The 20,731-nt window shown below is 57.0% G+C and carries 21 protein-coding genes; 6 read left to right on the top strand and 15 right to left on the bottom strand.

Annotation, left to right across the window (positions count from 1 at the left end; genetic code table 11):
• Nucleotides 1-154: 154 nt before the first annotated feature.
• The 4 genes from F3I21_RS13525 to dnaB all read right to left on the bottom strand — a co-directional run bounded on the left by F3I21_RS13525 (nt 155) and on the right by dnaB (nt 4,263).
• Complete coding sequence (locus tag F3I21_RS13525; protein ID WP_031279758.1) at nt 155-1,348, bottom strand: amino acid aminotransferase; 1,194 nt, start codon at nt 1,346-1,348, stop codon at nt 155-157.
• A 45-nt stretch (nt 1,349-1,393) separates the two neighbouring features.
• Complete coding sequence (locus F3I21_RS13520) at nt 1,394-2,008, bottom strand: YitT family protein (RefSeq protein ID WP_021507849.1); 615 nt, start codon at nt 2,006-2,008, stop codon at nt 1,394-1,396.
• A gap of 228 nt (nt 2,009-2,236) precedes the next feature.
• Nucleotides 2,237-2,728, bottom strand: coding sequence for an Lrp/AsnC family transcriptional regulator (locus tag F3I21_RS13515; protein WP_058757562.1), 492 nt, complete (start codon nt 2,726-2,728; stop codon nt 2,237-2,239).
• 128 nt (nt 2,729-2,856) lie between these two features.
• Nucleotides 2,857-4,263, bottom strand: a complete 1,407-nt coding sequence (gene dnaB / locus F3I21_RS13510; protein WP_021507851.1) for a replicative DNA helicase — start codon at nt 4,261-4,263, stop codon at nt 2,857-2,859.
• Between the two features lie 73 nt (nt 4,264-4,336).
• Between dnaB and F3I21_RS13505 the strand changes: the two genes are divergently transcribed.
• Nucleotides 4,337-5,320: a quinone oxidoreductase gene (locus tag F3I21_RS13505; protein ID WP_058757563.1), complete on the top strand. Its 984-nt coding sequence runs from the start codon at nt 4,337-4,339 to the stop codon at nt 5,318-5,320.
• 191 nt (nt 5,321-5,511) lie between these two features.
• On the opposite strand, the gene pspG is transcribed toward F3I21_RS13505, so the two are convergent.
• The 3 genes from pspG to traF form a co-directional block, all read right to left on the bottom strand.
• Nucleotides 5,512-5,778, bottom strand: a complete 267-nt coding sequence (pspG, locus tag F3I21_RS13500) for an envelope stress response protein PspG (protein WP_058770016.1) — start codon at nt 5,776-5,778, stop codon at nt 5,512-5,514.
• A 209-nt stretch (nt 5,779-5,987) separates the two neighbouring features.
• Nucleotides 5,988-6,983: a tRNA dihydrouridine(20/20a) synthase DusA gene (dusA, locus tag F3I21_RS13495; RefSeq protein WP_150059146.1), complete on the bottom strand. Its 996-nt coding sequence runs from the start codon at nt 6,981-6,983 to the stop codon at nt 5,988-5,990.
• 90 nt (nt 6,984-7,073) lie between these two features.
• On the bottom strand, nt 7,074-8,321 hold the full coding sequence (gene traF, locus F3I21_RS13490; RefSeq protein WP_088515724.1) for a conjugal transfer protein TraF: 1,248 nt from the start codon (nt 8,319-8,321) through the stop codon (nt 7,074-7,076).
• 448 nt (nt 8,322-8,769) lie between these two features.
• Here traF and zur point away from each other — a divergent pair, with 448 nt between their 5' ends.
• Nucleotides 8,770-9,291 carry a zinc uptake transcriptional repressor Zur gene (gene zur / locus F3I21_RS13485; protein WP_150059145.1) on the top strand — a complete coding sequence of 174 codons (522 nt, stop codon included), beginning with the start codon at nt 8,770-8,772 and terminating at the stop codon, nt 9,289-9,291.
• 70 nt (nt 9,292-9,361) lie between these two features.
• Here zur and F3I21_RS13480 read toward each other — a convergent pair whose 3' ends face one another.
• The 4 genes from F3I21_RS13480 to F3I21_RS13465 form a co-directional block, all read right to left on the bottom strand.
• On the bottom strand, nt 9,362-9,574 hold the full coding sequence (locus tag F3I21_RS13480; RefSeq protein ID WP_021507857.1) for a CsbD family protein: 213 nt from the start codon (nt 9,572-9,574) through the stop codon (nt 9,362-9,364).
• A gap of 159 nt (nt 9,575-9,733) precedes the next feature.
• Nucleotides 9,734-11,059: an MATE family efflux transporter DinF gene (gene dinF / locus F3I21_RS13475; RefSeq protein WP_088515746.1), complete on the bottom strand. Its 1,326-nt coding sequence runs from the start codon at nt 11,057-11,059 to the stop codon at nt 9,734-9,736.
• A gap of 128 nt (nt 11,060-11,187) precedes the next feature.
• A complete protein-coding gene (lexA, locus tag F3I21_RS13470; protein ID WP_031279762.1) occupies nt 11,188-11,802 on the bottom strand; it encodes a transcriptional repressor LexA in 615 nt (204 codons plus the stop codon).
• A 105-nt stretch (nt 11,803-11,907) separates the two neighbouring features.
• Nucleotides 11,908-12,276 (bottom strand): diacylglycerol kinase, encoded by a 369-nt coding sequence (locus F3I21_RS13465; protein WP_150059144.1) that lies wholly within the window; start codon nt 12,274-12,276, stop codon nt 11,908-11,910.
• A 125-nt stretch (nt 12,277-12,401) separates the two neighbouring features.
• Between F3I21_RS13465 and plsB the strand changes: the two genes are divergently transcribed.
• On the top strand, nt 12,402-14,825 hold the full coding sequence (gene plsB, locus F3I21_RS13460; RefSeq protein ID WP_059009901.1) for a glycerol-3-phosphate 1-O-acyltransferase PlsB: 2,424 nt from the start codon (nt 12,402-12,404) through the stop codon (nt 14,823-14,825).
• 135 nt (nt 14,826-14,960) lie between these two features.
• Here the strand turns inward: plsB and ubiA are convergent, their stop codons facing one another.
• From ubiA to F3I21_RS13440, 4 genes are all read right to left on the bottom strand, one after another.
• Nucleotides 14,961-15,827 carry a 4-hydroxybenzoate octaprenyltransferase gene (gene ubiA / locus F3I21_RS13455; protein ID WP_190286102.1) on the bottom strand — a complete coding sequence of 289 codons (867 nt, stop codon included), beginning with the start codon at nt 15,825-15,827 and terminating at the stop codon, nt 14,961-14,963.
• A gap of 24 nt (nt 15,828-15,851) precedes the next feature.
• Nucleotides 15,852-16,370, bottom strand: coding sequence for a chorismate lyase (gene ubiC / locus F3I21_RS13450; protein ID WP_010616617.1), 519 nt, complete (start codon nt 16,368-16,370; stop codon nt 15,852-15,854).
• Nucleotides 16,371-16,462: 92 nt separating this feature from the next.
• On the bottom strand, nt 16,463-16,873 hold the full coding sequence (gene psiE / locus F3I21_RS13445; RefSeq protein WP_141496159.1) for a phosphate-starvation-inducible protein PsiE: 411 nt from the start codon (nt 16,871-16,873) through the stop codon (nt 16,463-16,465).
• A gap of 70 nt (nt 16,874-16,943) precedes the next feature.
• Nucleotides 16,944-17,642, bottom strand: a complete 699-nt coding sequence (locus tag F3I21_RS13440; protein ID WP_021507862.1) for a UTRA domain-containing protein — start codon at nt 17,640-17,642, stop codon at nt 16,944-16,946.
• 225 nt (nt 17,643-17,867) lie between these two features.
• Between F3I21_RS13440 and F3I21_RS13435 the strand changes: the two genes are divergently transcribed.
• The 3 genes from F3I21_RS13435 to F3I21_RS13425 all read left to right on the top strand — a co-directional run bounded on the left by F3I21_RS13435 (nt 17,868) and on the right by F3I21_RS13425 (nt 20,731).
• The gene (locus F3I21_RS13435; protein WP_150059142.1) at nt 17,868-18,929 is read left to right on the top strand and encodes an ABC transporter substrate-binding protein; all 1,062 of its coding nucleotides are present in this window, start codon (nt 17,868-17,870) and stop codon (nt 18,927-18,929) included.
• Between the two features lie 141 nt (nt 18,930-19,070).
• Nucleotides 19,071-19,880 (top strand): alkaline phosphatase family protein, encoded by an 810-nt coding sequence (locus F3I21_RS13430; protein WP_150059141.1) that lies wholly within the window; start codon nt 19,071-19,073, stop codon nt 19,878-19,880.
• The gene (locus F3I21_RS13425; RefSeq protein ID WP_021507865.1) at nt 19,880-20,731 is read left to right on the top strand and encodes an ABC transporter permease subunit; all 852 of its coding nucleotides are present in this window, start codon (nt 19,880-19,882) and stop codon (nt 20,729-20,731) included. The genes F3I21_RS13430 and F3I21_RS13425 overlap by 1 nt, the downstream gene beginning before the upstream one ends.

Below are 20,731 nucleotides of genomic sequence, written 5' to 3'. Positions count from 1 at the left end.
GTTATACCCATGCGGAATGCGGCCGCCAGCCAGCATGGCCGGCAAAGAGAAGCGTGGAAAAGCGGGGTGCGGCAGAAGGTACAGCGGGAACAGACAATGCGTGGATGGCTGAACGAGTGCCTGCCAGCCGCGTGGCTGACAGGCACCGCGACAATTACATTACGGCAGCAAACGCCTCAGCCACCTGATTGACGTTGCGGCTGTTGAGACCGGCGACACACATGCGGCCGCTGGCGATCAGGTACACGCCGAACTCTTCGCGCAGGCGGTCCACCTGCTGCGCGCTCAGGCCGGTGTAGCTGAACATGCCGCGCTGCTTCAGCAGATAATCAAAGTTTTTGCCGGGCAGTTTACTGTTCAGCACATTGACCAGCACCTGGCGCATTTCGATGATGCGCAGGCGCATCGCTTCCACTTCCGCCAGCCAGTTGTTCAGCAGCGCTTCGTCGTTCAGCACGCAGGAAACCACCTGAGCACCGAAGTTCGGCGGGCTGGAGTAGTTGCGACGCACGGTCGCTTTCAGCTGACCCAGCACGCGTGCCGACTCTTCTGCGCTGTCGCAGACAATCGACAGGCCGCCAACGCGCTCACCGTACAGCGAGAAGATTTTCGAGAAGGAGTTGCTCACCAGCGCCGGCAGGCCCGCCGCGGCAATCACGCGAATCGCGTAAGCGTCCTCTTCCATACCGGCACCAAAGCCCTGGTAGGCGATGTCGAGGAACGGAATCAGCTCCTGCGCTTTCAGGACCTCAACGGTTTGATCCCACTGCGCGTTGGTCAGATCCGCACCGGTCGGGTTGTGGCAGCACGGATGCAGCAACACGATGGATTGCTTCGGCAGCGTTTTCAGTTTGGCGATGAAGGCATCGAACTTCACGCCGTTGGTGGCGTCGTCGTACCACGGGTAGGTGTTAACGTTAAAACCGGCACCGTTAAAGATCGCCACATGGTTTTCCCATGTCGGATCGCTGACCCATACGCTGGCGTCCGGGAAGTAACGCTTCAGGAAATCTGCGCCCACTTTCAGCGCGCCGGAGCCGCCCAGCGTCTGGATGGAAGCAATGCGCCCCGCCTGCAGCATCGGGTGCTCTTTACCAAACAGCAGCGGCGCAATGGCGTTACGGTACGGACCCAGCCCTTCCATTGGCAGATAGAGCGAAGCCTGATGTGGCTGCGCCTGCAAACGCTCTTCCGCGGCGGCCACCGCCTGCAGCTGAGGAATGATGCCGGCTTCGTTGTAATAGAGGCCGATGCTCAGATTCACCTTGTGGTCACGCGGGTCCTGTTTGAAGGTTTCCATCAGCGACAGAATCGGATCGCCAGCATAGGCATCAACGTTTTGAAACACGGTGCAGATCTCCATGATTATTCATAAATGTGTGGGTCGACGTCATCAAACAAAATAGCGGCCGGGACGGTGATTCATGGCGATGATGAGATTGAGCATCACCGCGCCGGCGATGGAGGCCAGCAGCATCGGCAGCGATACCACAAAAAGCGAGGCCAGTACCACACAGGTATCCAGCGCCATTTGCAGTTTGCCGGCGCGCAGACCAGAGCGATCCTGCAGCCAGAGCGCCAGAATATTGATACCACCGAGGCTGGCTTTGTGACGAAACAACACTATAAACCCAATCCCCATCACCACGTTACCGAACAATGTCGCATAAAACGGATTTAGCGCAGAAAAATGGATAAACAGCGGGTGCAGATGGGTGAACAGCGATACCAGCCCCACCGCACAGAAGGTTTTCAGGGTAAATTCCCAGCCCATGCGACGAATGGCCAGCCAGTAAAACGGCAGGTTAATCAGAAAGAAGGCGCTGCCGAACGAGAGCGGCGACAGGTAGCTGATGAGAAAAGCCACGCCCGCCGTACCGCCGGTCAGCGCGCCCGCCTGTTTCAGCAAAATGACGCCAAACGACACCATCAGCGTGCCAAGCACGATAGCCAGCGCATCTTCTGTACGGGTGTGGGGAATGCGGGAAGGTTGTACAGCGTTATCCATGGCGCGATCTCTTTGCAAATGATGGCGTTCATTTGCAAAAAACGCACCACATCGGCGGCTTCCTGTCGCCGCCGATGGGTGCCAGCGATTATCCAATTGATAACTAAGGCGCTTTATTGCAGGTTTATGTGCATCAATCTTCCGTAAAATAATCGATTCATGCACAAATTCGGTTTCTGGTGCGCGCTTTACGCGAAAAATGGCAGGAATCTGCACCACACTGGCACATCATGCACTCTTTTGGCGCACTTTGTGCTCGGGGATCATCATCAAACCGTTCTCTTTTAAACGATTGAGTACCACCGAGGTTTTCACGTGCGCCACGCTTTGATGGCCAGCGACGAGCTGACTGATCAGCGCGCTCAGCGCCGCTAAATCGGCCACCGCGACTTTTAACAGATAGTCGGCGTCGCCGGTGGTTTTGAACGCGTCGACAATCGCCGCTTCCTGCTCCACCATGCGGTGAAAACTCTCTTCGTAATCGGGCGTGTGATTTTTCAGTCGCACCTCGATCAAGCCGACCATGCCCAGCCCTACCGCGTCCGGCGAGAGCCGTGCGTGATAGCCGAGAATAAGATTTGCCTGTTCGAGATTAATGCGCCGGCGTGAACATTGCGACGCCGAAAGTCCGACTAAATCACTGAGTTCCTGGTTGGTAAGGCGGCCGTTAGATTGTAGTAGTGTCAGTATCTTAAGGTCGTAATCGTCTACCTGAGTCATTCTGTGTCCACAGCGTTATAGGATTCGCTTTGCTACAGATAACCTGATAATTGACGAGGTTGTCCAACACTATTTTCTGATGACGTGAAATGCATGCACAAATCGTGCATGCAACTGTGGAAGCGCGATTATTCGTCGTCGTATTGCGGTCCGGCGTAGTTATCAAAGCGTGACCACTGGCCGTTGAACGTCAGACGTACTGTGCCGATCGGACCGTTACGCTGTTTACCGATGATGATCTCGGCGATGCCTTTCAGATCGCTGTTTTCGTGATACACCTCGTCACGATAGATGAACATGATCAGGTCCGCATCCTGCTCGATCGATCCCGATTCACGCAGATCCGAGTTAACCGGACGCTTATCGGCGCGCTGCTCCAGCGAGCGGTTAAGCTGCGACAGCGCCACCACTGGTACATTGAGCTCTTTCGCCAGCGCTTTAAGCGAGCGTGAGATCTCGGCGATCTCCAGCGTACGGTTGTCGGAGAGCGCCGGTACGCGCATCAGCTGCAGGTAGTCGATCATGATCATGCTCAGGCCGCCGTTTTCACGGAACACGCGGCGCGCGCGTGAACGCACTTCGGTAGGCGTCAGGCCGGACGAGTCATCGATGAACATGTTCTTCTTTTCTAACAGGATGCCCATGGTGGCCGAGATGCGCGCCCAGTCTTCATCCTCCAGCTGACCGGTACGGATACGCGTCTGATCAACGCGCGACAGCGAGGCCAGCATACGCATCATCAGCTGTTCGCTGGGCATCTCGAGACTGAAAATCAGCACCGGTTTGTCTGTCAGCATGGCGGCGTTTTCGCACAGGTTCATGGCGAAAGTGGTTTTACCCATCGACGGACGCGCCGCGACAATGATCAGATCTGAACCCTGCAGACCGGCGGTTTTCTTGTTGAGATCCTGATAGCCGGTATCGACGCCAGTCACGCCATCGTGCGGCGTTGACACCAGCGCTTCAATGCGCGATACCGTCGCTTCGAGGATCTGCTCGATATTTTGCGGGCCTTCATCCTTATTGGCGCGCTGTTCGGCAATTTTAAAGACGTTGGATTCAGCAAAATCCAGCAGCTCTTCGCTGCTACGGCCCTGCGGATCGTAACCAGCATCAGCGATCTGGTTAGCCACCGAAATCATCTCACGCACCACCGCACGTTCACGCACGATGTCGGCATAAGCACCGAGGTTTGCCGCACTTGGCGTATTTTTTGCCAGCTCGGCCAGATAGGCAAAGCCGCCGGCCATCTCCAGCTCACCGCGCGTTTCCAGCGACTCTGACAGGGTGATCAGATCGATGGGCTGACCGGCTTCCAGCAGGCGCTGCATTTCAGAGAAAATCATGCGGTGCGAGCGATTGAAGAAGTCTTCCGCGACCACGCGCTCGGAGACGTTATCCCAGCGTTCGTTATCCAGCATCAACCCACCGAGCACCGACTGCTCCGCTTCGAGAGAGTGCGGCGGCATTTTCACGCCTTCGAGCTGCCGATCGCGGGGTTCGTTCGATTTGTTGGTGGGTTTATTTCCTGCCATAGTGAATGCATTACCGATCGTGAAAGGGACGCGCAAGTATACCGTCCCAGGATGAACAATCACAGGAGTCAGAATGGCAAAGCGAATTCAGTTCAACCAGCACGGCGGCCCGGAAGTATTGCAATGGGTCGATTTCACACCAGCCGATCCCACCGACCATGAAGTTCAGGTGGAGAACAAGGCGATTGGTATTAACTATATCGATACCTACGTGCGCAGCGGATTGTATCCGGTCTCCTCGCTGCCGTCCGGCCTCGGCACTGAAGCGGCAGGCATCGTGAAAAAAGTGGGCAGCGCGGTTTCGCGTTTCAAGCCGGGCGATCGCGTGGTGTATTGCCAGGCCGCGCTGGGTGCCTACAGCGAGCTGCACAATGTGGCAGAAGATCGGCTGGTGATTCTGCCGGACAGCATCAGCTTTGAGCAGGCTGCGGCCTCTTTCCTCAAGGGCCTGACGGTGCAGTATCTGCTGCGTCAGACGTACAAAGTAAAAGCCGATGAAATTTTCCTGTTTCATGCCGCCGCGGGCGGCGTGGGCCTGATTGCCTGCCAGTGGGCGAAAGCGCTGGGCGCGCATTTGATTGGCACCGTCGGGTCTGCGGAGAAAGCGCAGATCGCCAAAGATGCCGGCGCCTGGGCCACCATCAATTATCGCGAAGAGGATATCGCCCAGCGCGTCAGCGAACTGACCAACGGTGAAAAAGTGGCGGTAGTGTACGACTCAGTGGGCAAAGATACCTGGGAACCGTCCCTCGACAGCCTGCGCCGCCACGGCCTGATGGTGAGCTTTGGTAATGCCTCCGGCCCGGTGACCGGCGTTGACCTCGGCATTCTTAACAAGAAAGGCTCGCTGTTTGTCACCCGCCCTTCCCTGTTTGGCTATATCACCAACCGTGAAGAGCTCGATCGCGCCAGCGGCGAACTGTTTTCGCTTATCGCCAGCCGCGCTATACAGCTTAACGTGCCGGAGCAGCAGAAATTTGCTCTGAGCGATGCAGTGCGTGCGCATCAGGTGCTGGAGAGTCGTGCCACTCAGGGTTCCAGCCTGTTAATTCCCTGATAGCAGAAATGATGAAGGGCTTCCCGAAGGAAGCCCTTTTCTTTCTTTTTTATAGTTCGCGCTGGTGTAGGGACAGCGGCGATGAATTCGTCTGAATTTCTTTACCTATCCTGACAGAAAACATAAGTAAAAAATATGTTTAATTGCGAATTCGTACTAAGCAATCACCAACTCTGTGATCGTAACCGCATTTAGCGCCAGCTTCTCTTCTCTAAGTCGCTGATTTTCCTTTTCAGCCGGTTAAGTTTCACCTCTCCCTGCGGCGTGGTAAATGCGCGATACAGCCACACGGCGACCACCGCCAGCACCAGCCACGGCAACAATTTTATAACAAGCGCAAACAACCCGCCGAGAAACATCACCACGGTGGCTACCAGCAGCGCGGCGATCACGCCCAGCAGCGATACGCCTGTCAGCAGCAGCATCATAAAAAAGCCGATAACGAATAATATTTCCACGAGCGCTCTCCTGCATCAGTAATGCAGAAGGTATTACAAGATACGTGCCAGGTCGTAACGATCGCTAAGCCATTGAATTATCGCTTTGATGCAGGACAGAGGGGACGTTGATTTGGTGAAATTGACTAACTGGTGGTGAATTAAAAACCGCACGATGAAACCGTGCGGCTTAAACCGTCCTGTCAGCCTGACCAGGCCGGCTCGCGGGATCAGGCTTCCTGCACGATGCGGTCGGCCACCAGCGCCAGCGCCGCTTCCAGCACGCGGACGTCGGCGCCCGGTTTGTGGGCATTTTCGCTCAGATGACGGCGCCACTGGCGCGCGCCGGGAATGCCCTGGAACAGGCCCAGCATGTGGCGCGTAATGTGTCCCAGATAAGTGCCCTGAGCCAGTTCGGCTTCGATGTAAGGATACATGGAACGCACCACGGCGACCGGATCGGCCACCGGTGTCTCGCGGCCAAACAGCTGGCGATCAACCTGCGCCAGAATGCCGGGATTTTGATAGGCCTCGCGCCCCATCATCACGCCGTCCAGGTGCTGCAGATGCGCTTTGGCCTCATCGAGCGTCTTAACGCCGCCGTTGATCGCCATGGTCAGCGCCGGGAAATCCCGCTTCAGCTGGTAAACACGCGGATAATCGAGCGGTGGAATTTCACGGTTCTCTTTCGGGCTGAGACCCGATAGCCACGCTTTACGCGCATGAATAATGAACGTATCACAACCGCCCTGCTGCGCCACGGTGCCGACAAAATCGCACAGGAAGGCGTAGCTATCCTGGTCGTCAATACCGATGCGGGTTTTCACCGTGACCGGAATGCTGACCACATCGCGCATCGCTTTGATACAGTCCGCGACCAGCGCCGCCTCACCCATCAGGCACGCGCCAAAACGGCCGTTCTGTACCCGATCGGACGGACAACCGACGTTCAGATTGATCTCATTGTATCCGCGCGCTTCAGCCAGCTTTGCACAGGTTGCCAGCGCGGCCGGATCGCTACCGCCCAGCTGCAGCGCCAGCGGATGCTCCGCCTCGCTATAGGCCAGATAGTCGCCTTTGCCGTGGATGATGGCGCCGGTGGTCACCATTTCGGTGTACAGCAGCGTGTCGCCGCTCAGCTGACGGTGAAAATAGCGACAGTGACGGTCGGTCCAGTCCAGCATCGGGGCGATGGAGAAACGTTGCGAAGAGAATGTATCGGTCATGAAACGCAGTAAATCCGCAGTTAAGTGATGAGAAACTGCGCAATGATATCACAGCTGTGACGGGCGACACAGCCGCCCGTCATCGTGTGGTCAGAAGTTAAACCCGAGCTGCACCATGGCGCCCCAGGTATTGTCTTTGCCGACCGAACCGGCCAGGTCCAGATGCACCGCGTTGTTGAACGGCGACACGCCGAGACCGGCCGTAAACACATCGGTGTCATTCGACTTCATATCCGCGCGATAGCCGGCACGCAGCGCCAGCCAGTCCAGCACGCGATATTCACCACCCACGCCAGCGTACTGACTACTCTCCTGCGATTTAAAACGTTTGGTTTCCGTCAGATCAACATCGCCGGTCAGGGTAAAGGGTCCGCGATTCCACGCCAGGCCGGTGGTTACCAGTGGGCGAATCTGATACGTATCGCGATAGCCGTTAACCTCTTTGGTGTCGATATCGCGCGAGACCAGGTTCTGCCCGGTCACGCCGAAGGTCCAGTTCTCCGCGAAGTCGGTAGCGATACCGGCATCGACGTTGAAACCGGTATCGGTGCTGCGATAGCGGCTGTCGTTAATATCATTCTTGTCGTAGTTATAAACGCTGGCGGTGTAGTTATACAGCCAGGTTTTCTGCAGCTTTGGCGTGACGCCAACGGAGACCGGGTGACCGGCGATGGTGAACTCGTGCGCCATTGCGACGCCGTAATCGGTGATCAGGGCAGCCAGGCCGTTGGCACTGGAGCGCAGATTATTTTGGTCGCCCGGCAAGGGAATGCGGCCATTTGCGACCTGATCCAGATAATCAATATCGCTCTGTACCACGTTAGCGCGGATGTGTGCTGTGCCGTAGGCTTTGGTGATGAAGGCGAAAGGAAGGGTCTCGTTAGGAATGCTGACGGCTAACGCCACGCCTGCGGTGCCATTCGCTTTATCACCGCGCAGATCGCGCAGCTGATTGGCCATATCACCTGCCGCCGCTCTGACCTGAGGCGCGCCATTGATGATCTCCGGCAGCGTGATGTTGTTGATCACGTCACGATAGCGGTCCACCGTATCAGTAATTTCGTCTACGCGATCCACTAATTTGTCTTTGTCAGTAATCTGCACACCGGCTGAAGGAAAAATGATGCTGACGTTATCTTCAGGCTGCGCTTTGGTCATCAATGCCGGGTTAGCCAGCACTGCCGAGCTCCAGGTTGAGGAAGCGACACCGGTTCCCCCCATGGCATCGTTACGCGCATCGTACCAGGTGCCAGCAGCAAATGCTGATGTGGTAACAAATACCGCATTAAAACCAACAACATAAGCAATTTTCTTGCGTCTGAATAATGTCTTCACCATGAGTCTGCCATCACCTTTTAATTGTCGTGGACTGTCTCTACGACTGAATAGTTTATTAGCCCTATTCTGAACGCTGGCTAACGCTTTATTGCTGTGAATTGAAAGGAATTAGCATTGCTATTCGCAGAATTGGTCACGCCCGCACCATTCTGCTGTTGTTTTATGCAGAAATATGAACGTCAGCTAAATTGATGCCAGAAATTACTTAAAACCTTTTGAACCATAGCCACTAAGTCAGTGAGTTGCAAAGCAAAAAGATGGGTTAACCTGTGAGAAAAAACTCAGGAAGGAAAAACATGGCTTAACAGAAGGAGGTACCAGGACGTAACGCGGCAGATAAGTGGCTGAAAGCCGGACATTTCCTGGATGATATAAGGTAAAAAAGCAATGGCAGCAGCGTAAAAGTTTGTGTGATAAAATAACATCACCCATCACCTGGAGAATGCTTATGCCAAACCTCACGCCCGAACAACTGCTCACGCAGGCTGAATCTCTGTGCCTTGACCGTGGCGTGCGCCTCACTACGCAGCGCGCAGAAGTGCTGCGCCTGATGGCGGAGCAGAACGGTTCCATTAGCGCTTACGATTTGCTGGACCAGCTGCGCATCAGTGAACCCCAGGCGAAACCACCGACTATTTATCGCGCGCTGGATTTCCTGCTGGAGCAGGGATTTATTCATCGGGTGGAGTCAAATAACAGTTATGTGGTGTGCCACCATTTCGACGAGCCGGCGCACACATCGGTGATGCTGGTGTGCGACAACTGTGCCGCCGTCAGTGAGAAGCACGCGCACGGCGTGGAAAAGATCATCGCCGGGTTGGCCGATCAGGCAGGTTTTACCTTACGTCATAGCGTTATTGAGGCGCACGGCCTGTGTGAAAACTGCGCCGAAGTGGCGGCCTGCACGCAGCCGGGTAGCTGTCATCACGATCATGAAGTGGAAAGTAAGAAGAAGGTGCGTAAAGGGTAACTGGCACCTCCGTGTGCCAGGCCGATCGTAACGATCAGCGGGTAGGAGCATCATCCTTAAAGCGGGAGACTTACCAGCGGTAATCTTTGTTTTGACTTTCCCAGTCTTTCAATTCACGTTCAGCTTCATCTTTGGCGTAACCGTAACGTTCCTGGATTTTACCCACCAGCTGATCGCGTTTCCCTTCGATCACGGTCAAATCGTCATCGGTCAACTTGCCCCATTTCTCTTTAAACTTCCCTTTAAACTGCTTCCAGTTTCCGCTCGCTTCGTCTTTGTTCATAACAATCCTCCACGTCTTCCTGAGTGAGATGGTGTATTTCTCATGTAATGCCGGAAATAACCATATAACGCGCTACTTATCTGCGCCGCTTGAGATAATTATAGTAGCCGCTTCGGATTGTGCACGGAATTACAGATTATTCTGGTGCCTGCGCTGCGCTTATGGCTGACTGAACCAGCTGTCACGCTGCCAGTGGCGGCGCCACATCCATCCCAGAGTCAGGCCGCGCAGCGCCAGAAACACCGTGATCGCCAGCCATAAACCGTGATTCCCTAACCACGGCAGCGTTAGCAAAGTGATACCGAAACCGGCTGCTGCCATGATCATGCTGTTACGCATTTCGCGGCCGCGCGTAGCGCCAATGAACATGCCGTCCAGCAGATAACACCAGACGCCGACCAGCGGTAAAATTACCTGCCACAGCAGAAAGCGATCGGCCATCTCACGCAGCGGCTGCAGCGAGGTAAGCAGCGCAACAATGTGCGGCCCGCTGAGCGCATAAATAAGCGCAAACAGCAGCGCAACGATACCCGCCTGGCGACAGGCGGCATGCCAGATCAGCAGCAGCCGGCTGCGATCTTTTGCCCCTACCGCTTCACCCGAGCAGGCTTCCACCGCGTAAGCAAAGCCGTCCAGCGCATAGGCAGTAAACGTCAGGAACATCAACAGCACCGCATTAACCGCGACCACATCCGGTCCGATGCGTGCACCCAGCAGGGTCAGCGAGGCGAAGCAGATCTGCAGCATGAGCGAGCGCAGCATGATGTCGCGATTAAGGCGAAATAACCGCGCCGCGTCACCGCGCCAGCTGTTTTTCAGTAGTTTGAAATCGATGCCGCGCAGTTTCAGCACGCGCGCCACCATCCATAATCCCACTGCCAGCGTCACGTATTCGGCCAGCGCCGTGGCGGCGGCGGCACCGGCAACGCCCCAGTGCAATTTCAGCACCAGCAGCAGATCGAGCAGGATGTTGACCAGGTTTCCGACAATCAGCAGAACCATCGGCGCACGCGCATACTGCACGCCCAGCAGCCAGCCGAGAATCACCAGGTTAGCCAGCGTAGCCGGTGCGCTCAGCCAGCGGATTTCAATGAAGATCTGCGCCTGCTGCTGGACTTCCGCGCTGCCGCCCATCAGCGTTGCCGCCAGGCTACTGGCAGGAGAACGCAGCAGCGCCAGCAGCAACCCGGCGGCCAGAGCGATCAGCAGCGGCTGCATCAGTGCGCGCGCCAGTGCCTGTTTATCGCCGGCCCCGAACGCCTGCGCGGTTAAACCGGTGGTGCTCATACGCAGAAACAGCAGCAGCATAAAGATGAAGCTGGTTGCCGTGGTGCCTACGGCCACGCCGCCGAGGTAGATCGGGCTATCAAGATGGCCAATCACGGCGGTATCGACCACGCCGAGCAGCGGCACGGTGATATTGGAGAGGATCATTGGCAACGCCAGTCGCCACAGCGCTTTATCAGAAGAGGAAAATAGCTGCATCAGCCCCATCCCGAGGGTTACGGTAGTCGGCCTGAGCGAGCGCCTTACGGGCCGGGAACAAAAGTATGATTAAAGCAGACTGCGGCCAGCGCGCGTGCGCCGCCGCAGCGGGGGAGATCAACCGGGTTTCAGAGCCACTCGCCGTTGCGCACGATGCCTACGGCCAGCCCTTCCACGGTCAGCGACTGTTCACGGGTATCCACGACAATCGGCTGGAAATCATTGTTTTCCGGCAGCAGCTGGACAATCGCGCCCTGCTTCTTCCAGCGTTTCACCGTGACTTCATCATCAATACGCGCAACCACCACCTGGCCATTGCGCACTTCCTGTGTTTTATGCACCGCGAGCAGATCGCCGTCCATAATGCCGATATCTTTCATCGACATACCGCTGACGCGCAGCAGGAAATCGGCAGAGGGTTTGAACAGGTTGGCGTCGACCTGATAGTGGGCTTCGATATGTTCCTGCGCCAGCAGCGGTTCACCGGCGGCAACGCGACCGATCAGTGGCAGCCCTTCACTCGCCTCTTCTTCCATCAGCAGGCGGATACCGCGCGATGCACCGGAGACGATTTCAATGACACCTTTACGCGCCAGCGCTTTCAGGTGCTCTTCAGCAGCGTTAGGCGAGCGGAAGCCCAGTTGCGAAGCAATTTCAGCACGCGTTGGCGGCATGCCGGTCTGATTAATATGGTCGCGAATCAGGTCATAGACCTGTTGCTGCCTGCTGGTTAACGCTTTCATCCCGCCCCCTGGTTGTTTATACAGTCGCTGTGAGTATATACAGGTATTGGCGAAATGAAAACCGAAACAGAGGGAAAAATCAGCGGCTTGATGAATGTGGAATGTTTATCGCAAATGCGACCAAAGCAGCGCGATCCAGACAAACAGAGCCAGTAAGATAGCCAGCAGTACCGCCGCCGAGCCCATGTCTTTGGCGCGTCCCGCCAGCGGATGGCGCTCCTGACCGATGCGGTCCACCACGGCTTCGATGGCACTATTAAGGATCTCAACAATGACCACCAGCACCACCGAGCCAATCAGCAACACACGCGTGATGGCATCGACATCCAGCCAGCAGGCAATGGCAACCGCGACCAGTGCGGCAACCGCCTCCTGGCGAAAAGCGGCTTCATGCTGCCAGGCGGCGCGCAGCCCCTGCCAGGAATAACCGGCGGCTTTAATGATTCTCAGGAAACCGGTGACGTTATTTGCCATGTTGTGGAACCCTTAACTGTTTTTGACGTCAATGTCTGGGCGCGCGAGGTGGCACAGCCACAGATCTTCGCCGCACTTTCTGGTATGCTTGCCGCGCTTTGCTAACAAGAGGCTTCAAGTTGTCTATGTCAGGTTGGCGTAAACTCTATTACAAATTGTTGAATTTACCACTCTCTATTTTGGTAAAAAGTAAGGTCATTCCGACCGATCCGATCTCGGAACACGGTATCGATCCGACCCGTCCGGTGATGTATGTTTTGCCTTATGATTCAAAGGCGGACCTGCTCACGCTACGCGCACAGTGCCTGAAGCACGACCTACCGGATCCGCTGGCGCCGCTGGAGATTGACGGCACCCTGCTGCCGCGCCACGTATTTATTCACGATGGGCCGCGCGTCTTCCCCTATTTCGTGGCGAACCCGGAGTCGGTCAAGCTGTTCCATGACTACCTCGATCTGCACCGCAACAATGCGGCACTGGACGTACAGATGCTGCCGGTTTCCGTGATGTTTGGCCGTGCGCCAGGCCGTGAAATTCAGGGCGAACCGACGCCACATCTGCGTATTCTTAACGGTATACAGAAGTTCTTTGCCATCCTGTGGCACGGTCGCGACAGCTTTGTCCGCTTCTCGCCCACGGTTTCGCTGCGTCAGATGGCCACCGAACACGGTACCGATCAGTCGATCGCGCAGAAGCTGGCACGTGTCGCGCGCATTCATTTTGCCCGCCAGCGGCTGGCAGCCGTCGGCCCGCGTCTGCCGGCACGCCAGGATCTGTTCAATAAGCTGCTGCAATCCAAAGCGATTGAGAAAGCGGTTGAAGACGAAGCGCGCAGCAAGAAAATTTCGCATGAAAAAGCGCAGCAGAACGCCATCGAAATGATGGAAGAAGTGGCGGCGGATTTCTCGTACGAAGCGATCCGCGTGACTGACCGTGTGATGGGCTGGCTGTGGAGTCGGCTCTATCAGGGCATTAACGTGCACGGCGGCGAACGCGTGCGCCAGCTGGCGCAGGATGGTCACGAAATTGTTTACGTGCCCTGCCACCGCAGCCACATGGATTATCTGCTGCTGTCCTACGTGCTCTATCATCAGGGCCTGGTGCCGCCGCACATTGCTGCCGGTATCAATCTCAACTTCTGGCCAGCCGGACCGATTTTCCGTCGCCTCGGTGCCTTCTTTATTCGTCGCACCTTTAAAGGCAACAAGCTCTACTCCACGGTGTTCCGCGAGTATCTGGGCGAGCTGTTCAGCCGCGGCTATTCTGTTGAGTATTTTGTTGAAGGCGGGCGCTCGCGTACTGGCCGTCTGCTCGACCCGAAAACCGGCACGCTGTCGATGACGTTACAGGCGCTGCTGCGCGGCGGCAGCCGTCCTATCACCTTTGTGCCGATCTACATCGGTTACGAGCACGTGATGGAAGTCGGCACTTATGCCAAAGAGCTGCGCGGTGCCGCAAAAGAGAAAGAGGGCTTCATGCAGATGGTGCGCGGCCTGCGCAAGCTGCGTAACCTCGGCCAGGGCTATGTGAACTTCGGTGAGCCGCTGTCGCTGGTTAACTATCTCAACAAACAGGTACCGGAGTGGCGCGAAGCGATTGACCCTATCGATCCTCAGCGTCCGGCGTGGATGACGCCGGTAGTGAACGATATCGCGGCACGTCTGATGGTACGCATCAATGAAGCCGGCGCGGCCAACGCCATGAACCTGTGCGTGACCGCGCTGCTGGCATCGCGTCAGCGTTCGCTGACGCGTGAACAGTTGACGGAACAGCTGGAGTGCTATACCCAGCTGCTGCGCAATGTGCCGTACTCACCCGAGTCAACCGTGCCGGATCTCAGCGCTGAAGCGCTGCTCGATCACGCCATGGGCATGAACAAGTTCGAGACCGAGCAGGACAGTATTGGCGAGATCATTATTCTGCCGCGCGAGCAGGCGGTGCTGATGACCTACTACCGCAACAACATCCACCATATGCTGGTGATGCCGTCGCTGATTGCCGCTATCGTGCAGCAGCATCGGGAGATCAGCGAGGCGGAACTGCTGCGTCAGGTCAGCCTGGTCTATCCGATGCTGAAGAGCGAACTGTTCCTGCGCTGGGACAGTGCCGAACTGCCGGCCCTGCTGAATGCGCTCTGCGCCGAAATGGCGCGGCAGGGGCTGATCACCGTGCAGGAAGGCCAGCTGAAAATGAGTGCGGCACGTTATCGTACGCTGCAGCTGCTGGCGGCCGGGATCCGTGAAACGCTGCAGCGTTTCGCCATTACCTTCGCCATTCTCAGCGCCAAGCCGACCATTAACCGTGGCACGCTGGAGAAAGAGAGCCGCACGCTGGCTCAGCGTCTGTCAGTGCTGCACGGTATCAATGCGCCGGAGTTCTTCGACAAGGCGGTCTTTACCGCGCTGGTGCTGTCGCTGCGTGATGAAGGCTATATCAGTGATTCCGGTGATGCGGATGCTGAACGTACCAATATGATGTGGCAGATGCTGGCCGAACTGGTCACCAGCGATGTCCGTCTGACCATTGAGAGTGCCGTAGCGCACGACTAATGGGCGACTGAAAACCGCGGCTCATCTGTCACACGCCAGATTGCGCCGCGGTTTTTGTTGTCAGAATTCAGGCGTGAAAAGAACGCGCTTCCCACTACGGCGACCGGCGCGCCGCCGGGGTTAATCACCCCATCATCAGAACAGCGCAACAAACGGCTGGGTATTAAGCAGCACGCCAATAAACAGCACCAGGCCAACGTAGTTGTTGTTGAGGAATGCCTGGAAGCACAGCTCACGTTCACGCCCGGCAATCAGTTTCTGCTGATGCACAAACAGCCCGCCCGCCAGCAGCAGCGACCAGTAAAACGCACCGTTCAGATGCAGTAAAATGCCCACCAGCGCCATCAGGCCCAGCGCGGCCAGCTGTAACAGCCCGATAATCAGCTTGTCGTAACGCCCAAACAGAATCGCCGTGGATTTCACGCCAATCTTCAGATCGTCGTCGCGGTCAACCATGGCGTACTGGGTGTCATAAGCCACCGTCCAGCAAATATTGGCAAGAAACACCAGCCAGCAGACAAAAGGTAAGGACTCACTAACCGCCGCCCAGCCCATCGGAATCGCCCAGCCAAACGCTGCGCCCAGCACCACCTGCGGCAGATGGATATAGCGCTTCATAAAGGGATAAACCCACGCCAGCGCCAGCCCGCCAAATGACAGCAGAATGGTCATGCGGTTCATGGTCAGCACCAGCAGGAACGCCAGCAGACCGAGGCCGGCGAACAGCAGCTTCGCCTCTTTCTCCGTTATCGCGCCGCTGGCTAACGGTCGCGCGGCGGTGCGTTTCACGTGGCCGTCGACGTTACGGTCGGCATAATCGTTGATCACGCAGCCCGCCGCACGCATCACAAACACGCCGAGGACGAACACCACCAGCACCGACAGCGGCGGAATCGCCATGCCGGATAGCCACAGCGCCCACAGCGTCGGCCACAGCAGCAGCAGCGTGCCAATCGGTTTATCAATACGCATCAGGCGACTATAGGCCTGCCATTTGCTCATCGTTAAAGTCTTTTGCACGGGGCGTTATCCTTGCTTCAGCGCGCGGTACAGCGGCGACGCCGGTAAAAACAGTTCAGTTAACAGCAGCGGTTTTCCGGACAGGCGCAGCCGCGAGCGGCGTCCCCACAGGTCATCAATCTGGCCCGGATCGATAAAATCGCGGCTCAGCGTCGAGGAGGAAAACAGATAGCGTCCCAGCGGTCGCGTGCCGAGATTTTGCAGCATCTGTTCCGGGCCGTTCAGCGTGCTCTCCGGCACCACGGTACGGCCAATCAGCCAGGGTTCATTGTCACCGCACAGCACGATTTCACGCAGCCAGAAGCGCGTGTCGGCAGGCAGAAACGCCGCTTCCTGCGGCATCTCATCGGCGGTAATGAACGCTTCCCGCAGCAGTTGTACGGTAACCTGCTGGCAGTGCTGCTCAAAGCGGCGCGTCATTGAGTCTTCTTCCAGCAGCCAGTCAAGCAGCGGCGGTGAAAGTAACGGGGAAGAGGCTGGCAGCCAGTGCAGTGCGCGTAACTGGCGCAGCGCGTCATGCGACATCAGGACATCTCCGGTAAAAAAGTTGCCCTAGTGTAGCGCACCGCGCTCAGCGTGACACATCTGCTTGTGCCACGCTGGCGTCGCGGGAGGAATTACTCGCGTTTCAGGCGGTTACTGTTGGCCAGCCACAGCGTCACCACCAGAATCAAAATGGCCGCCGAGTAGCACAACGTATCGAAAGGATTTTTATGGTCGACAATGATCAGACGAATAATCGCCGTGATACCGATATAGACGAAGTAGCGCAGCGGAAAGTGAAAGCCGGACTGAAAATACTTCACAATCAGCGCGATAAACTCGAAATAGAGAAAGTAGATCACAATGCCTTCGATCAGCAGATACGAGGACGCCTGCTCACCGGTGCTGAACAGCACATTCGCCAGGTGAATGGTCTCTTTACCAAGAAACACCACCAGAATAACGGCCAGAATCACCAGGCCAATGTTCAGTACCCACTGTAATACCGAAGCAATAAGCTGCCCCGCCGCTGGTTTTGTTGTCATTATTTTGCGCCTCAGATGACGAGATTCTTCTGGCGCTATCATGCTGTAATGTGATCTAAATCACAATACATCACACCTCAACATCAACGCACAGCGCGTCATAACGCCAGTACTCGCAGTCGCAGTCAATCACCCGCTTATGCTGGTCACGGTTGATACGCGTAATCAGCAGGCCGGGCGTACCGCTCGCCACATTGAGTGCTGGCGCCGCCCGTGCCGGTAGCGGGCCGGGTACAATAGTAAATCGCGCACCGCCGTAGTGAATGCCGTAGCGCTGGTCATACAGATCGGTCAGCGAGCGGGTGAGATCTTCACGCAGCAGACCGGGAAAGAAGGCCGGATTGAGGTAATGCTCGACGTACAGCACTGCGCGGCCATCTATGCGGCGCAGGCGGCGAATGCGGTACACCTGATCGCCTTCCAGCAGTTGCAGATGGCGCGCAATTGCCAGCTGCGCCGGCACCTCGCGCGCCTCCATCACCTCAGTGCTGGCAATGCGCCCCTGCTGCAGCGCCATGGCGTGAAAGTGGCTGTGATGTGCCGGGTTATAGATGAGGCGCGGCGGCGCAATAAACCAGCCGCGCCGTAGTTCGCGGTAGATGACGCCCTGCGCTTCCAGCAGGCCAAGCGCTTCACGCAGCGTGATGCGCGTGGTGGAATATTGTTCGCTCAACGCGCGCTCGGCCGGTAATCGTCTGGTGACAAACTCTCCGTTTTCAATCCGTTCGCATAGTGCGGCGGCGATCACATCTGCGGTTTTCGACGACATTTTTTTAGCCTCATTTTGGGGCAAATCTGCACTATGACAGTTCGATGACTACAATGTGACAAGGCACATCCCACGCTTTAGCGCGCTGTAACCGCATGTGGAACGACGCGCCACATCCCATTTCAACACCCCGGTCATAAAACCTTCATCTATCCGGGCTACATTGGCTCGGTTCTTGCTGGACTAGACCACGACGACCCACAACTTACACCCGGAGCAATCGAGATGAAAGCGTTTATCTCTTCTGTAGTAGCCAGTGCCGTTCTGCTTGCGCTGCCCGCCGCGCATGCCGCCGATAACGATGTTGCCGCGCTGGAAAAAGCCGCGCGCGCTGAAGGCCAGGTGAACAGCGTCGGTATGCCTGACACCTGGGCTAACTGGAAAGATACCTGGAACGATCTCAGCACCAAATACGGTCTGAAGCACAGCGATACCGATATGTCTTCGGCGCAGGAGCTGGCGAAGTTTGCCGCCGAGCAGGATAACGCCAGCGCCGATATCGGCGACGTGGGCGCCGCTTTCGGTCCGATTGCCGTCGCCAAAGGCGTGGCGCAACCCTACAAACCGACGCACTGGGATCAGATTCCGGCATGGGCGAAAGACGCCGATGGCAACTGGATTCTGGCCTACACCGGCACCATCGCTTTCCTGATCGACAAGCAGCAGGTGAAAGACGCACCGCACAGCTGGGCCGATCTGAAAAAAGGTAAGTATGTGGTCACTATCGGCGACGTCGGCACGGCAGCTCAGGCGGCAAACGGCGTCCTCGCAGCCAGCTATGCGCTGGGCGGTGACGAGAAGAACATCAAGCCGGCGCTGGCGTTCTTTGGCGAGCTGGCGAAACAGGGCCGCCTTGGCGTGACCGACCCGGTAATAGCCAACATCGAAAAAGGTGAGATTCAGGTCGCCGTGGTGTGGGACTTCAACGGTCTGAACTACCGCGACCAGATTGATAAAAATCGCTACGAAGTGGTGATTCCGTCGGACGGGTCCGTGACTTCTGGCTACACCACCATTATCAACAAAAACGCCCGCCACCCGAACGCGGCGAAGCTGGCGCGTGAATACATTCTGTCGGATGAGGGCCAGATCAACCTGGCGAAAGGCTATGCGCGCCCAATTCGCGCCGAGCATTTAACGCTGCCGGCAGACGTGCAGGCCAAACTGCTGCCGCAGTCGGAATATAAAAATGCCCGTCCGATCAAAGATCAGGCTGCCTGGGATAAGACCTCAAAACTGCTGCCGCGCCTGTGGCAGGAGAATGTGGTTATTAACATGAAGCAGTAACGCAGACGTTTTGCCAGTCGCACATACCGTTGCGGCGCGATGTATCGCGCATCCGTTTTCCGGCAATGCGCAATACATTGCGCCGGTACCTATCACCAATTTTTACAGGGTGCGCATTCATGCGCACCTGAGGGAGCGGGGATGAAAACAATCCTGGTGGTACTCGATGGGCTGAGTAATCAGGTGGCGCAGCACGCCATGGGCTATCTGTTTGCCGAATGCAAACAGGGCAACGGCCACTATTACACGTTAACCTGCGAACTGCCGTCGCTGTCGCGTCCGCTGTACGAATGCATTCTGACCGGCATTCCGCCGGTGCGCAGCGGCATCATTCACAACGGCGTCAATCGCCTGAGCAATCAGCGCAGCATCTTCCACTACGCGCGCGACGCCGGACTCACTACCGCCGCTGCCGCTTATCACTGGGTGAGCGAACTGTATAACCGCTCGCCGTTCAACGCCGCGCGCGATCGCCACACTAACGCGCCCGACCTGCCGATCCAGTACGGCCATTTCTACTGGGACGACGGTTACCCCGACTCGCATCTGTTTGAGGATGCCGAAAGCCTGCGCCTGCAGCACGATCCCGATTTCCTGCTGATTCACCCAATGAACATCGACGATGCCGGGCACAAGCACAGCCTGTCATCACCGCAGTACCGTAACCGGGCACGAATGGCGGATGGCTATCTGTCGCAGTGGATGCCGGGCTGGCTGGCCGCCGGTTATCAGGTGATTGTCACTGCCGACCACGGCATGAACGACGATCGCTCGCACGGCGGTATTCTGCCGGAAGAGACGCAGGTGCCGCTGTTTGTTTTTGGCCGCGGCTTCTCGCTGCAGCCCGACCTGGAACCGCAGCAAACCGACCTGTGCGGCACCGTCTGCACCCTGCTCGGCGTCCCGCACGACAAACCGCTGTGTCGCGGTCTGCTGGTGGAGCCGCGCTGATGAAGGGCAAAACCCTGGCCTCGCTGTTGCTGCTGCCGTTCGTGCTGTTCTGGATCGCCTTCCAGCTCGCGCCGTTACTGTGGATTGCCATCAACAGCTTCTGGAGCGATATCAACGAGCGCTGGGGCATCGATAACTACAGCGATATCCTCACTTCACCGTTCTACCTGCAGGCTTTTCGCCTGTCGCTGGATATTTCGCTGTGGTCGAGCGTTTACGGCCTGCTGATCGCGCTGCTTGCCGGTTATTCGCTGCACAAGCTCGGCACCGGGCGTTTTCAGCGCTTTTTGCTGTCGTTCACCAATATGACCAGCAACTTCGCCGGCGTGCCGCTGGCCTTCGCCTTTGTCATCCTGCTCGGACTGAACGGCTGCCTGACGCTGCTGCTGCGCCACTACGGCTGGCTGGACAGCTTTAAGCTGTTTTCGCGCGACGGCATGGTGCTGGTTTACACCTGGTTCCAGATTCCGCTCGGTATTCTGCTGCTCTACCCGGCGTTTGACGGGCTGCGGAAAGACTGGGAAGAGTCGGCGGCACTGCTCGGTGCCAGCCGCTGGCGCTACTGGTGGCACATCGGCCTGCCGATTCTGTTTCCGGCACTGCTCGGCACCTTTGTAATTTTGCTGGCCAACGCGCTGGGCGCCTACGCCACCATTTACGCGCTGACCACCGGCAACTTCAACGTGGTGCCGGTGCGCATCGCCGCACTGGTATCAGGCGATATCTCGCTCGATCCCAATACCGGCGGCGCGCTGGCGATGCTGCTGGTGCTGATTATGGCGCTGATTACCGTGGTGCAGCAGTATCTGGTGCGTCGCAGCTATCTGCATGCCCGCGTACAGGAGTCCTGA

Origin of the sequence: Pantoea sp. B_9, assembly GCF_008632015.1 — a bacterium.
GTDB classification, from domain to species: Bacteria; Pseudomonadota; Gammaproteobacteria; order Enterobacterales; family Enterobacteriaceae; genus Pantoea; species Pantoea dispersa.
Note: the sequence above shows the minus strand (reverse complement) of the source record. Positions and strands in the feature narration are given on the sequence as shown.

What these genes read in the sequence shown, in the direction of transcription:
- F3I21_RS13520 (WP_021507849.1), bottom strand. Translation starts at nt 2,008, where the DNA reads ATGGATAACGCTGTACAACCTTCCCGCATTCCCCACACCCGTACAGAA.
- F3I21_RS13515 (WP_058757562.1), bottom strand. Translation starts at nt 2,728, where the DNA reads ATGACTCAGGTAGACGATTACGACCTTAAGATACTGACACTACTACAA.
- dnaB (WP_021507851.1), bottom strand. Translation starts at nt 4,263, where the DNA reads ATGGCAGGAAATAAACCCACCAACAAATCGAACGAACCCCGCGATCGG.
- F3I21_RS13505 (WP_058757563.1), top strand. Translation starts at nt 4,337, where the DNA reads ATGGCAAAGCGAATTCAGTTCAACCAGCACGGCGGCCCGGAAGTATTG.
- dusA (WP_150059146.1), bottom strand. Translation starts at nt 6,983, where the DNA reads ATGACCGATACATTCTCTTCGCAACGTTTCTCCATCGCCCCGATGCTG.
- traF (WP_088515724.1), bottom strand. Translation starts at nt 8,321, where the DNA reads ATGGTGAAGACATTATTCAGACGCAAGAAAATTGCTTATGTTGTTGGT.
- zur (WP_150059145.1), top strand. Translation starts at nt 8,770, where the DNA reads ATGCCAAACCTCACGCCCGAACAACTGCTCACGCAGGCTGAATCTCTG.
- F3I21_RS13480 (WP_021507857.1), bottom strand. Translation starts at nt 9,574, where the DNA reads ATGAACAAAGACGAAGCGAGCGGAAACTGGAAGCAGTTTAAAGGGAAG.
- dinF (WP_088515746.1), bottom strand. Translation starts at nt 11,059, where the DNA reads ATGCAGCTATTTTCCTCTTCTGATAAAGCGCTGTGGCGACTGGCGTTG.
- lexA (WP_031279762.1), bottom strand. Translation starts at nt 11,802, where the DNA reads ATGAAAGCGTTAACCAGCAGGCAGCAACAGGTCTATGACCTGATTCGC.
- F3I21_RS13465 (WP_150059144.1), bottom strand. Translation starts at nt 12,276, where the DNA reads ATGGCAAATAACGTCACCGGTTTCCTGAGAATCATTAAAGCCGCCGGT.
- plsB (WP_059009901.1), top strand. Translation starts at nt 12,402, where the DNA reads ATGTCAGGTTGGCGTAAACTCTATTACAAATTGTTGAATTTACCACTC.
- ubiA (WP_190286102.1), bottom strand. Translation starts at nt 15,827, where the DNA reads ATGAGCAAATGGCAGGCCTATAGTCGCCTGATGCGTATTGATAAACCG.
- ubiC (WP_010616617.1), bottom strand. Translation starts at nt 16,370, where the DNA reads ATGTCGCATGACGCGCTGCGCCAGTTACGCGCACTGCACTGGCTGCCA.
- psiE (WP_141496159.1), bottom strand. Translation starts at nt 16,873, where the DNA reads ATGACAACAAAACCAGCGGCGGGGCAGCTTATTGCTTCGGTATTACAG.
- F3I21_RS13440 (WP_021507862.1), bottom strand. Translation starts at nt 17,642, where the DNA reads ATGTCGTCGAAAACCGCAGATGTGATCGCCGCCGCACTATGCGAACGG.
- F3I21_RS13435 (WP_150059142.1), top strand. Translation starts at nt 17,868, where the DNA reads ATGAAAGCGTTTATCTCTTCTGTAGTAGCCAGTGCCGTTCTGCTTGCG.
- F3I21_RS13430 (WP_150059141.1), top strand. Translation starts at nt 19,071, where the DNA reads ATGAAAACAATCCTGGTGGTACTCGATGGGCTGAGTAATCAGGTGGCG.
- F3I21_RS13425 (WP_021507865.1), top strand. Translation starts at nt 19,880, where the DNA reads ATGAAGGGCAAAACCCTGGCCTCGCTGTTGCTGCTGCCGTTCGTGCTG.